Here is a 12,138-nt window from a genome sequence, read left to right as displayed (position 1 = left end):
GGATGTTCCACGCTCAAGATAACAGGAAGACCAGTTGGTACTTGCTTGGTTATCCAACAGCTATCTACACGAGGATCGAGATGAACAGCTCGACGCGGTCGGTTCCACGCCAGATCTCGATCTCTTCTCGGTACGCCCGCGAGATCTCGGCGGAGGCGGTCGCGTCGTCGACCTGAGCCCAGACGTCCTCGACCGGATCGTGGTAGTCACCGTTCGGTTCGAAGCAGGCGTAGACGCCCTTGGGCACCCGAACCAGGACGTCCCCCACGGGGACCGCGTCCGGCGCGGGGTAGTCGTAGCTCACCAACACGTTGTAATTACCCGCGGGATCGGGCACGTACACGGTGTACAACGGCCGCGCCACGGTGTCCCGATCGCGCAACCGGTCGCGCAGGAATTCGATCAGCTCGCTGTTGCTGACCTTGAAACTCGGGCGCACGCGCGGCACCACCAGGCCGCCGTAGATCGCCTCGTCGCGGACCACGATCGAGTAGGTCATCGGTGCTCGACCGCCAGGAAGAGGTCGATCTTGTAGGCGTGCGGATAACACTCGAAATCGCCTGTGTACGTGCGTTTTATCTGGTGGTGTTCCTCGGCGAAGGCGATCTGGGTCCACAGGTCGGTCATGATCCGCGGGAAGTTCCCGACCGAGGAGAAGCGCGCGTAGGTGCCGCCGGGCAGCCGCGAGACGATGTGCCCGCGGGTGACGTCACCGAAGGTCTTGCACTCGTAGCCGACGATCTGGGTGTTGTAGGTGTTGAGTTCCGGCGAGTAGTCGGTGTAGGCCGAGGCGAGCGGGCCGCCGAGTTCCTGATGCAGCACCGCGGCCCACGCGGCCTCCAGGTCGTGGTCGCGCAGTTCCCCGAGCGCGCGCTTGGGGCTTCGCACCGGCAGCCCGGCCACCCACGTCTCGTCCCGCTCGACGATCTCAAACTGCATGGAAGAAAACTCTCTCGAATCGACCCCGTACCGGTTCGCCAGGAAGGTCATGCTATCAACCCCCGCCGTGAGACATCGGTGACACGGCCGCCCCGTACGGGCGTATTGCGCACGACCCGGAGGCCGCTGCGAACGCAAGATTGCAAACCTTGGGCTATCGATACACGCGGCGTATCGATGTGCACGCGCGGCGTGCAGACTCGACAGGGAACCGCCCGGATCGACCGAAGGAGTCCGATGACCGCGGAACCGGCACCCGGCGCCTACCGCACGCTCGCCGCGATGGACGCCGACCTCGTCGACTGCCGCGCCTGCCCGCGCCTGGTCGCCTGGCGCGAGCGCGTGGCCCGGGAGAAGCGCGCGGCGTTCCGTGATCAGACCTATTGGGGGCGGCCGGTACCCGGCCTCGGACCCGACGACGCCCGGCTGCTGCTGGTGGGTTTGGCGCCCGCCGCCCACGGCGGGAACCGGACCGGGCGCATGTTCACCGGCGATCGCAGCGGCGACGTGCTGTTCGCCGCGATGCACGCGGTCGGGCTGGCCAATCAGCCGATCGCGGTGAGCGCCGACGACGGGCTGCGGCTGCTCGGCACCCGCGTCACCGCACCCGTGCACTGCGCGCCGCCGGACAACAAGCCCACCCCCGACGAACGCGACACCTGCGGCCGCTGGCTCGTCACCGAACTCGGACTGCTCGCGCCGACCGTGCGCGCCGTGGTCACCCTCGGCGCGTTCGGCTGGCAGGCGCTGCTGCCCATGGTGGCCCGCGCGGGCTGGGCGGTGCCGCGGCCCCGGCCCAAATTCGGTCACGGCGTGCACTATTCGCTGCCGCCCGCGCGGGCGGACCGGGAGCCGCTGGAGCTGTTCGGCTGCTATCACGTGAGTCAGCAGAACACCTTCACCGGCCGCCTGACCCCGGCCATGATCGAGGAGGTGCTGACCCGCGCCAAGGCCGCGGCCGGGCTGTAGTCACTCGATCGCCCGCAGGAAGCGGCCCGCGCGCAGGGTGGTGCCGAAACCCGGTGCGAACGAACCATTTTCGTAGACGAGGGCGCCGTTGACGATGGTCGCCGCCACGGCCGCGTCGCTGCGATTGACCATCCGCCGCACGCCGCTCGCGCCCGGCATGGGGGCCTCGTGGTAGGCCGCGCTCGAGCCGTCGAAGCCCGCCGGGTCGACGACCGTGACGTCGGCGCGGGCGCCGGGCGCGATACGTCCCGTATCCATCCCGTACCACTGGGCGAGTTCGCCGGTGAGCCGGTGCACCGCACGTTCGACGGGCATGACGCCGTCGCGCCGGACGCGCTCGAGGAAACGGATGCCCATGTTGTAGAAGGCCATATTGCGCAGATGCGCGCCGGAATCGGCGAAGCCCATCTGCACCTGCGGCGAATTCGCCAGCCGGTTCAGTTCGGCGTCGCGGTCGTTGGCGATCGTGGTCCGCCAGCGCAGCGCCGAACCGTGTTCGGCCACCAGATCCAGCAGCGCGTCGGGCGCGAGAATGCCGCGCTCCCGGGCGATCTCGCCGAAGGAGCGACCGACCACCGACGCGTCCGGGCAGGCGACGATCTCGGCGTCGTCCAGGTCGCGATGCCAGACGCGGGAACCGAACCGCTTGCCCATATCCTTGCGGAACGCGCGGCGGAACTCCGGGTCGTTCAGAAACTCGTGGCGGCGCAACAGGTCTCGGATGTTCAACGCCGCGACGCCGGAACCGAACTCCTCGAAGACGACCAGATCGATTCCGTCGGCGTACACCTCGAACGGCACCGGCAGATGCTGCCAGCGGAACTCGGCCCCCAGCGCCCGATTGACCAGTGCCGCAACGGTTGTCGCGAGCCGCACCACGGTGCGGTCGGCCTTGATGTCGGCGGCGGAGATCAGCGTGGTCTTCAGCGGCCGGCCGTGCCCGCGCGCGGCGCTCTGGAGGAAGAAGTGCGCCAGCTCGAGCCGGGCGGTCAGATTAGGCGTGCTCTGGTGGATCCGTTTCCGTTGCCGCAGAACATCATTGAGCGCCCGGTACTCCGACCACGACGCGTACGTCGACGGCAACCGCCGCCCCGGATACCGCTTGCCCTCCAGCTTCGAGAACGAACTGCGGATCGTCGACAACCCCACGAACCCCGCGTCCAACGCGTCGGTGAGCATCCGGGTCATCTGCCGCAGCTCGCCCCGAGTCGGCCGCGCCCGGTCGTCCGAGGCGCGCGCGATCCCCATCGTCGCCGCCCGGATATCCGAATGCCCCAGGAACGCCGCCACATTCACCCCCAGCGGCTTCGCCTCGAGCGCCGCCACATAGCTCTCCGGATCCACCCACTCCCGATGCTCCTTCACCGCCGAATGCACCACATCCCACGGCAACGCCTCCACCCGCGCGAACATGTCCGCGCAATCCTCGGCATCGGCATACACGGTCGACAGCGAACAGTTCCCGATGACCACCGACGTCACCCCGTGCCGAGCCGACTCCCCCAACCCCGGCGCGAACAACACCTCGGCGTCGTAGTGGGTGTGCACATCGATCAGCCCCGGCAACACCCACTTCCCCGCGGCGTCCACGATCCGCTCCCCCTCCGCCAGCCCGACCCCGACCGCCGCAACCCTCCCGGCCGCGATCCCGACATCCGCCCGAACCGGCGCGCCCCCGGTCCCGTCGTACACGACTCCCCCACGAACGACGACGTCATACCCGGCCACCAGGACCTCCAGCCCACTGCCTACCCATCTCGATACACCACTGTATCCACCCCAACCACCCCCTGACCAGCCGATTCGGCATCCCCCGGACCCACCTGCTAAAGTTCTCCCCCGTGGCTCGGCAACGAGCCGCCCGGGGCTATAGCGCAGTTGGTAGCGCGTCTCGTTCGCATCGAGAAGGTCAGGGGTTCGATTCCCCTTAGCTCCACCGAATAAGTTCAATCCGAACCGGTTCCGTCGGGGCCCCTGCCAGCGTTTCCCGCTGACAGGGGCCCCGACGGCGTGTGCGGGGATCGTTGCGGTGTCGCGGTCGACCAGATGGCGAGCTACCGCTTGTTGAGTCCCTCCGTGCCGAACACCTGGAACAGGCGCAGGGCGAGATGTTTGGCGAGCTTCTCCTCCATCAACTGTCCGCCGAGGAGTTCTTCGATCTGATCTATCCGGTAGCGCACAGTGTTGTGATGAAGGTTGAGTTCGGCAGCGGTAGCACGGTAGTTGCAGTCCTTGGCGTAGAACGCGGCGAGTGTCCCGCGCATCCGGCGAGCGGCCTCCGTGTCCTCCACGAGCGGACCGAGCTGGTGTCGGATGAAGTCGCGTGCCCGTTCGGGGTCGGTGGTGCACAGTGCGACGATCTCCGCCTCTCGGAAACAGATCGCGGACGGCGCACCGCTCGGCATCAGCTCGGCGACCCGCAGTGCCTCGAGTGCCTCCCAGTGGCTGCGCCGGAAGCCGGCCATTCCCTCGCCCGCCAGTCCGACGCCGATCTTCACGTCCTCGATCGACTCGATCTCGTCGCATGACAGCTCCGGCATCCAGCACCACACGGTGCGCAGGTCGACGCGAACGGTCAGGATTGATCCGGCGTCTTTCTGAAGCTCTTCGACCGCCCGTTCGAGCCTCGACCCGCTGTCGCCGTCCTCGCCCGCGTCGGCCAGGACAGCTGCCACATGCCGTCCGGACAACCGATATCCCAGGCGGTTACTCGCCGCGGCGATGTCTGCCTTATCGTCGGCGAGTAGCCCGCGAACGACCTCGAGCCGGGCCAGCGACCATTCGCTGGCAACCCGGATCCGCTCACTTTCGTAGTCATCGGCGATCTCCGAATCCAGCGATCCCAGCAGACGGAGGACCGCGGCCAGGTAGATGTCGACCGCCGCAAGCGCCATGGCGGTGGGAACCTCGCGCCGGGCCAGTTCCTTGGACCATGCCGAGATGGCATGGCCGACGCTGTCGCGGTACACCCGGAACAGCAGCTGTTGCGGGACCGACCGGCGGTACAGTTCGCGGATCAAGTCGTGCCGTTCGTCGGCGTCGTCGATCGTGTTCGGACCGGATCGAGCCAGATCGGTCAGGAATCGCCGCGCGTTCGACTGGCACATGGCGACGGCGACGTCGCGTATCCGAAATCCGTCGATCTCCTCGAAATCGGCGGCGAGCGCGGTCGCCACCATGGATCCGAACTCGTCGGCACGGGGCACCAGTTCGTCGGCGATCCTGCTCACGAGGTCGTGCGCCGACTCGGTCGGGGTCGCCTCATCGGGCATGCGCATCCTCCGGTTCCTCCATCAGCACTCGCCAAACGGTCAATTCCGCCGGGAAAGTTCAGACATCTGGATGTGGTCTACATCACGTGGCGTCATTAGTATTTCCGTTCAGGCGAGGAGATTGCAAGCCCTCGACGGATAGCAGAAGGAACCGGGCACCCTGCTCGTCACGCCCTGGCGCGGAGCGACGAAAACACAGAAGTCGTCCTGACGCGCCGGTTGAAGAATCTGCGATTCAGCGCATTCGTGGCTGAAGTGCGCCCGAAATACGATGACAGGTGGAAGAAATGACTGCCATTTCCGAGGAACGGCCGACGACAGACATCTCCGATGAGCAGATCGTCAATGCCGTCAACCACTTCGACGCGATGGTGATCAGGGCCTTCCTGTACAACGTCACCGGCGATCGACGACTCCTGGACCTCCCGCTGGAAAAGCGCATGAGCGGATTCTTTCCCGAAGACGCCATCGCCCGCGAGGAGGACGTCGCGTGGGTTCGCGAACAGCTCGTCGAGTACGTGCGGAACGTCCGGGATACCGGTGAGCCGTCGATCGAAGTCGATGTGGATCGTCTGCCCGAATCGATGATGGCCTTGACGGGCAGCGACGAGGTGATCCGCCACTACGACTATTGGCGGGACAAGATGGTGCTCGACCTGGACGCGCGTGGCGTGCACTGGCGCGAGACACCCACCGAAGAGCAACTCGCCTCGTTCGAAGTCCTGGTGATCGGCGCCGGGATGGGTGGTCTCGCGGCCGCGGTCCAGCTCAAGCGAGCCGGCATCAACTACACCCAGGTGGAGAAGCATGCCGACATCGGTGGCACCTGGTGGCTGAACAAGTACCCGGGCGCACGCGTCGACACCCCGAGCGTCGAGTACAGCCACTCGTTCACCCGGGAGTACGTGCACGAGAATTACTTCGGCACGCGCGAACAGAATCTCGAATACATGCAGTGGATCGTCGATACCTACGACCTCCGGGGCAACCTTGAGGTCGCCACCGAGGTCACCGGTATGCGCTGGGACGATACCGAAAAGGTCTGGCGTGTCCGGCTCCGGACTCCGGACGGCATGCGGGAACGAGTGGTGAACGCGGTCATCGCGAGTCCGGGCGGCCTCCACTTCCCCAAGAAACCAGATTTTCCCGGCATGGAATCGTTCCAGGGCGACATCATTCACACTGCGGAATGGCCCGACGAGTACGACCCGACCGGAAAGCGCGTGGCCGTGATCGGTAGTGGCGCGTCGGGCTACCAGATCATTCCCGTGCTCTCGAAGACCGCCGAGCACGTCACCCTGTTCCAGCGCACACCGAGCTGGATGATCCCCATTCCGAACTACCTGGACAAGTACGACAAGGACTATCTCTGGCTGGAGACCTACATTCCGGCGCTGCGCGCGTTCAACCGATTTCAGGACGCCTTCCGGACAGGACCGGCGATTGCCCACCTGACCGAGGTGGACCCGAACTTCGACCATCCGGTGGCCGTGAACCCGGGCAACCAGGTGTTCCACGACTACGCGATCAGCATGCTCGAGCACAAGCTCGGGCATCGGCCGGAGATCTTGGAGGCGATGAAGCCGAAGAATCCGCCGTTCTCCTCCCGCCCGCTCACCGTCGACGGCGAGGACAGCGTGCTCGATGTCTTGGCCAACGGTCAGTGCAGTTTGGTGACCTCAGGCATCAAGACCTTCACCCCGACCGGCATCGAATCGAACGACGGATCCCGGCACGAGTTCGACCTCGTCGTGCTGGCCACCGGTTTCGATGTCGAAGTGTTCGTGAGCCGGCTGAACATGGTCGGCAAGAACGGCACCCGGATCGAGGACATCTGGGACGAGGACGGTCCGCGCGCGTACGCCTGCGGCACCATGTACCCGGACATGCCGAACTTCTGGAACGTGCTCGGGCCGAACCCCGCCGCGATCAACGGAATCGGCCAGCTGGACTTCATCGAGTTGCAGGTGTGCTTCGCGGTCAACAACATCTCCGAGCTCATCCTCGGTCGAGGTCGTGCGATCGAGACGACCTACGACGCCTACCGGCGCTACGCCGAGGCCGAAGACGAGATGGAAGCCCGGGGCTGCTGGCGCATCTGGCGATCGGAGAACTACTCGTACTACTTCAACGGCAAGCGCTCGAGCGCTGTCATTCCGATCAACGCCTATCTGACGTGGGAGTACCTGCGGGACCCGCGTCGTACCGGCGTGGACCTGGTCGAGAAATACGAGGGCACCGACGTGTTCGAGAAGAACCCGAAGGCCGCCGTGGTCCGACCGTTCCTCGGCGAGGACCTGGTCGTCAGCTGAGCGCCCGGCGAATACGCGAAGACAACGACCAGAGAAGGACGAACAGTTATGTCCGACAACATCATGGAACGCCTCGATCCCGCCGCGGCCGGATTCCTCCAGCAACTGGCGGCCGCCGGCGAGCGGCCGCCGCTCGCGGACCTCGACATCGAGGACTATCGAGCCGAATCCGCCAAGCTGACCCCGATCGCCGCACTGGAATCGCCCGCCGGGCTGGAGGTCGTGAACACCACCTACCCGAACGAGAGTGGAGAACTCGCGGTCCGGATCATCGCGAAGGGCGGCGCGACCGATCGCCCGGTGCTGGTGTTCTTCTTCGGCGGCGGCTTCGTCAGCGGCGATATCGACTCGATCGACAGCCCGCTGCGGCAGTTGGTGCACAACCTCGACGTGGTCGGGGTGGCGCCCCAATACCGGCTGGCACCCGAGAGCCCGTTCCCGGCCGCACCGAACGACGCCTACGAAGCCACTCTCTGGGTTGCCGAGAACATCGCTCGGTACGGCGGCGATCCGCGCCGGATCATTCTCGCCGGCGAGAGTTCGGGCGCGAACCTCGCCGCGGTCACCGCGCTCCGGATTCGGGACGAGGCAGGACCGAGCATCGCCGGTCAGATCCTGCTGGAGCCGACGATCGACTACGAAGCGGCCACGCCCTCGAAAACCGAGTTCGCCCGAGGACCGATTCTGCTGCAGTCGGACGCGATCACCATGTTCGACTACTACCTCGGCGGCGACGCCGCCAAGCACGCCGATCCGCGGGTGAGTCCGATCCGGGCGAAGTCGTTGGCAGGTCTTCCGCCGACACTGGTCATCACGGCAGAATGCGATCTGCTCCGTGATGAGGGCGAGGCCTACGGCGAGGCCGTTCGTGCCGCTGGCGTGCCAGCCCGAACGCACCGGTTACGGGGCCTGATACACGGCAGTTTCGCGCTTCAAGGTCTGATCCCGAAGGCACAGGTGGAGTTCGCGCGTGAGATCGGCGCATTCCTCGCGACGATTTCGACGGCGAATTCCGCCACAGCCTAGTCACCGGCACGAAGGTGGACATGATGCACCGCACCGAATGACCGGCCACCAACATACAGTCGGTCGTCAGTTTCGATCCTCAGGCCAACTTCGATCGTCGGCAAGCCGAGGGGCAGCGTCATGACACGAGCGAGTCAGAAACCCGTCATCGATCGGCGAAGAGCCGCCCCGAGCGCATTGAAGTACTGTTGTTCGGTCCACAGCTCGTAGTCGCCGATCACGTAGAAACGCCGCTTGGCACGCGATACGCCGACATTCAGCAGGTTCGGTTTGCTTGCCGCCCATCGGCGGGCGCCACCCTTGGCACGCGGAGTGCCGAGAACGAGGATCACGACGTCGGACTCCTGGCCCTGGACGGTGTGGACAGTGCCCACGTTCGATTTGGCAAACGACGAATCCACCACCTGTCGGGCAATTTTCTGCGCACCGCGAACGACATCTCGGAAGGGGCTGATGATACGAATCTGCTTCCCCTCCAGACCCATTCCGTTGACCAACTGGTCGAGCAGTTGTCGTAGTTGCTCACCTTCGGCGTGCACCCAGTTCCCGTCCGCTCGTTCCGAGCGAACATCGAACCAGGTGTTGTCACCAACGAAAGGCGGCCGCGACGGTGTCCCGTACACCATGAGATCGCCGCCGTACGCGATGCGATTGGACACCTCGAACATCGGCCGATCGCAACGGCGGTGGACACGCAACGGTGTACCGACCCAAGCCCGGAACTCGCTGTCCGGGTCGGACAGAGTGGTGCCGTACCGGGCGAGGCGATCGGCGGCGCGCTGGGCCGATGTGGAGTCGGGCAGCCAGCTGCGGTCCACGTCGTAGTGCTCGAGCAGTTTCTGCTGGGCGCGCACCGGCAATGTGACGATGGGCTCCAATTGCTGTGGGTCCCCGACGATCACCGCACGACGAGTGCGCCACAGACCGCCGACCGCCTGCTGTGGCGTGGCCTGTCCCGCCTCGTCGATGAAAAGCCAGCCGAGCGCTTCCCGGCCGAGCGTGTCGAAGAGTCGAGGCAGCGAGGCGAAAGTCGTGGACACCATCGGAACGACGAGAAACACCGTCTGCCAAGCCGCCGCCAATGCGGCAGCCGAGGGCTTGTTTCGAACCTGACCACTGATCAGCGTCATAGCCGCTCCCAGATTTCCGCGGACGCGAGGCGCGGCGTTGAGAAGGAAAGCCTTGTGGAGACGCAGCGCTTCGAGGAACAACCGATTCCTTGCCGCGGTGAACTGCTCGTCTGCCCAGGGGGCAAGCAATTGAAGCCGCTCGTCGTCCGCGGTATCTGTTCGGATCGGCACTGTGTCGGGCCATCGCTTGCGGGCCGCGTCGATGACGTCCTGCATCGACTGCCTGACCGCGACAAGTTCCTTGTGCACCTCGACACAGCGGCGGCCCTCGTCGGCCGCCTTCGCCCACTCGGTCGCGCAGTCGAACACCGACCTCCGACTCGTCTCCAACTCGGTTCGAATCAGTTTCCGTCGAGCTGTGAGCCGCTTGCTCTCCTCGTTCCACTCACGTCCGGCACGGAACCAGGTCGACAACGAGACCCAGAATCCCGGTCGGTTCGAATTGTGTTCTGCTATCTCCTTGTTCACGTCGCCGAGTTCACGCTCGGCGCGTTCCGCCTCCGCCTCGACTTCGGAATGCTTTGCCCGCCAGTACTTTTGGGAAGCATCGGCATTTTCGATGTCCTGTGCCGCGGCATCCAATCCAGCGTTCAGACGATCCAGCTCGACTATCGAGTCACAGATCCGCTGCCGTTCCGAGACCAATGTCCGCAGCTCGTCGGCGGCCTTGTTGAACGCGCGTACCGCCACCCCCCACTCGGGCACGGACATTTCGCCGTTGACGGCACGACCAAGCGTCCGGAGCATGCCGTGTTCATCGGCGGGAGATTGACCGGGCTCGCCATCGAGCGGACGGGATTGGCGATTCCCACCTTCCCGAGGCTCGTTTCCGTACCAGAATCTCCCTACGAACTGCCTGCGATTCGACATGTTGCCGAGCACCGCCGCGACCAGTCCCCACGCCTTCGCGCCGAGAACGCGGGAGGCGAGTTCCGTGAAGTAGTCCGCCGCAAGAGCCTCGTCCCCGGCCTCGGCTACCGCTGAGACAGCGGGAATCTCCGCGGTGACGTTGGCGGCGGCATTGTTGCTGGCGGTCGCGAGCACGATCTCGTATCCCGTGATGTCGTACCGCAGACCATGGACGGACCAGCTGTTGTTTTCGCTTTCGCCGTATTGGACCTTGTCCAGTCGGTCCGTGAAGGCTGCCTGCGGGTTGTCGAGGGTGGCCAGACACCGCGCGCGTTCGACCACCAAGGCGGCGAGGAGATCACGCAGCATCGTGGTCTTGCCGGTCCCGGGCGGGCCGTTCACCGCGAAAACCGCTGCGGCGCCGTTGCGTTCGGCCAGAATACTGTTCACAGCGAACTGCTGACTGAGCACCAAGGGCTTTCGCAGGTCGGTGGGCCACCGACCGCCCGGAATCGAAGTCGGTGCGACGCCCGCGACCACCACGTCGGGCCGGGACCTCACGTCGACGCGCGTGCCGACATCGATGACATCGGCCAGGTAGGCGCGCAACGCGGGCCCTACGTTGTCCTCGCGTAACGCGTTCTCGATTCTGGCCAAGTCCTCGGCGATGTAACTGTTGAGGAACCCTTGGTCATTTGCCTCGTCCGCGTAGCGGGCGGATACCTGGACACATTTCACCCGCACACCTGAGACGCCGAGCGACTCTGCGATGTCCAGTCCGCCACTCAGGTCCTTCACCAGTTCGTGCAGGCTCCGCGCAGTGAATCTGAACGCGTTCTCGGTCTCGTTGCCCGGCTCGGGAGATCCCGCGGCGGGAGGTTTGTACGCGAGCATCTTCTCGACGAAGGTACTGGCGAGCGCTCCCGCTATACCGCCCAGGACAGGGCCGCCGAGCGCGGTCGCGCCCGCGATCGCCGCCGCGCCGGCGGCCGTTCCCGCCCCTTTCGCCACCGCGTCCACAGCAGCGGGCCGAGCGCGCCCCTTGGCCGCGGCGGCGGTTCGGCCGAGTACCGACCGGGGCGCACCCTTCTCCTCCGGGCGGGGCGGCGCCAGTTGGTCCAAGGCCGCGGCGAACGCGCGAGCATCGTCGGAGAAGCCGTTCAGCCACTTCGGGTCTTTCGGGCCCGGCTGCCGCAGTCGACTCATCGCCCACGCACAAGCCGACAGGACCGGCGAACCCGCGACCAGGGAACCCTGCGCGTCCAGCGTGAAGGCGAACATCGCTGTGGTACCGGCACGACGTCCGTCCGGTTCCTTGTCGTCGGGGCCGAACGCAGCCACCAGTCGATCGCGAACCGTATCGGTGCCATACAGTCCCCCGTACACGGTGAACTGCCAAATCTTGCCCTCTGCCAAGGGAGTTCGCCGCTGTAGCCAATGATCGGCTTCCCACGGGGCATCCTGAGTCTCCGCCAGGTCCAAGACGATCGAGTCGGCCGGAGAACGTCGCCGAGCGGGTGCGTCGTCGAGATCGGGTACGTCCTGGGGGCCGAACATCTCGAGTGCCCGCCAGAACCGCAGCAATCGCATTCCGACTTCGTTCGCCGCCATCTCATCCCCATCCCTCACCCATCCGACAGC

9 protein-coding genes and 1 tRNA gene are annotated in these 12,138 nt (G+C 65.6%); 4 read left to right on the top strand and 6 right to left on the bottom strand.

Annotated features, from left to right (window positions below):
* Positions 1-64: 64 nt before the first annotated feature.
* Positions 65-499, bottom strand: coding sequence for an effector binding domain-containing protein (locus tag ACFYTQ_RS12960; RefSeq protein WP_387360017.1), 435 nt, complete (start codon positions 497-499; stop codon positions 65-67).
* Positions 496-939: a GyrI-like domain-containing protein gene (locus ACFYTQ_RS12955; RefSeq protein WP_387360015.1), complete on the bottom strand. Its 444-nt coding sequence runs from the start codon at positions 937-939 to the stop codon at positions 496-498. The genes ACFYTQ_RS12960 and ACFYTQ_RS12955 overlap by 4 nt, the downstream gene beginning before the upstream one ends.
* 237 nt (positions 940-1,176) lie before the next feature.
* On the opposite strand from ACFYTQ_RS12955, the gene ACFYTQ_RS12950 reads away from it, so the two are divergent.
* Positions 1,177-1,908: a uracil-DNA glycosylase gene (locus ACFYTQ_RS12950; protein WP_387360013.1), complete on the top strand. Its 732-nt coding sequence runs from the start codon at positions 1,177-1,179 to the stop codon at positions 1,906-1,908.
* Here ACFYTQ_RS12950 and ACFYTQ_RS12945 read toward each other — a convergent pair whose 3' ends face one another.
* A complete protein-coding gene (locus ACFYTQ_RS12945; RefSeq protein WP_387360012.1) occupies positions 1,909-3,636 on the bottom strand; it encodes an amidohydrolase family protein in 1,728 nt (575 codons plus the stop codon). It lies immediately after the preceding gene.
* 135 nt (positions 3,637-3,771) lie between these two features.
* Between ACFYTQ_RS12945 and ACFYTQ_RS12940 the strand changes: the two genes are divergently transcribed.
* A tRNA-Ala gene (locus ACFYTQ_RS12940) sits at positions 3,772-3,844 on the top strand.
* A gap of 118 nt (positions 3,845-3,962) precedes the next feature.
* Here the strand turns inward: ACFYTQ_RS12940 and ACFYTQ_RS12935 are convergent.
* Both ACFYTQ_RS12935 and ACFYTQ_RS12930 read right to left on the bottom strand, forming a co-directional pair.
* Positions 3,963-5,084 carry a PucR family transcriptional regulator gene (locus ACFYTQ_RS12935; RefSeq protein ID WP_387360010.1) on the bottom strand — a complete coding sequence of 374 codons (1,122 nt, stop codon included), beginning with the start codon at positions 5,082-5,084 and terminating at the stop codon, positions 3,963-3,965.
* A gap of 263 nt (positions 5,085-5,347) precedes the next feature.
* A complete protein-coding gene (locus ACFYTQ_RS12930) occupies positions 5,348-5,803 on the bottom strand; it encodes a hypothetical protein (RefSeq protein WP_387360008.1) in 456 nt (151 codons plus the stop codon).
* Between the two features lie 21 nt (positions 5,804-5,824).
* Here ACFYTQ_RS12930 and ACFYTQ_RS12925 point away from each other — a divergent pair, with 21 nt between their 5' ends.
* Positions 5,825-7,492, top strand: coding sequence for a flavin-containing monooxygenase (locus ACFYTQ_RS12925; RefSeq protein ID WP_387360006.1), 1,668 nt, complete (start codon positions 5,825-5,827; stop codon positions 7,490-7,492).
* A gap of 48 nt (positions 7,493-7,540) precedes the next feature.
* Positions 7,541-8,518 carry an alpha/beta hydrolase gene (locus ACFYTQ_RS12920; RefSeq protein ID WP_387360004.1) on the top strand — a complete coding sequence of 326 codons (978 nt, stop codon included), beginning with the start codon at positions 7,541-7,543 and terminating at the stop codon, positions 8,516-8,518.
* Between the two features lie 134 nt (positions 8,519-8,652).
* Here ACFYTQ_RS12920 and ACFYTQ_RS12915 read toward each other — a convergent pair whose 3' ends face one another.
* A complete protein-coding gene (locus tag ACFYTQ_RS12915; protein WP_387360002.1) occupies positions 8,653-12,108 on the bottom strand; it encodes a DEAD/DEAH box helicase in 3,456 nt (1,151 codons plus the stop codon).
* Positions 12,109-12,138 lie beyond the last annotated feature (30 nt).

This window comes from Nocardia sp. NPDC004068 (genome assembly GCF_042874315.1).
Lineage (GTDB): Bacteria > Actinomycetota > Actinomycetes > Mycobacteriales > Mycobacteriaceae > Nocardia.
The sequence above is the reverse complement of the archived record's forward strand: the minus strand, read 5'-3'. Positions and strand labels throughout refer to the sequence as shown.

Bases quoted from the DNA above. Each gene is read 5' to 3' on its own strand.
- ACFYTQ_RS12960 (WP_387360017.1), bottom strand. From the start codon at position 499: ATGACCTACTCGATCGTGGTCCGCGACGAGGCGATCTACGGCGGCCTG.
- ACFYTQ_RS12955 (WP_387360015.1), bottom strand. From the start codon at position 939: ATGCAGTTTGAGATCGTCGAGCGGGACGAGACGTGGGTGGCCGGGCTG.
- ACFYTQ_RS12950 (WP_387360013.1), top strand. From the start codon at position 1,177: ATGACCGCGGAACCGGCACCCGGCGCCTACCGCACGCTCGCCGCGATG.
- ACFYTQ_RS12925 (WP_387360006.1), top strand. From the start codon at position 5,825: ATGGTGCTCGACCTGGACGCGCGTGGCGTGCACTGGCGCGAGACACCC.
- ACFYTQ_RS12920 (WP_387360004.1), top strand. From the start codon at position 7,541: ATGTCCGACAACATCATGGAACGCCTCGATCCCGCCGCGGCCGGATTC.
- ACFYTQ_RS12915 (WP_387360002.1), bottom strand. From the start codon at position 12,108: ATGGCGGCGAACGAAGTCGGAATGCGATTGCTGCGGTTCTGGCGGGCA.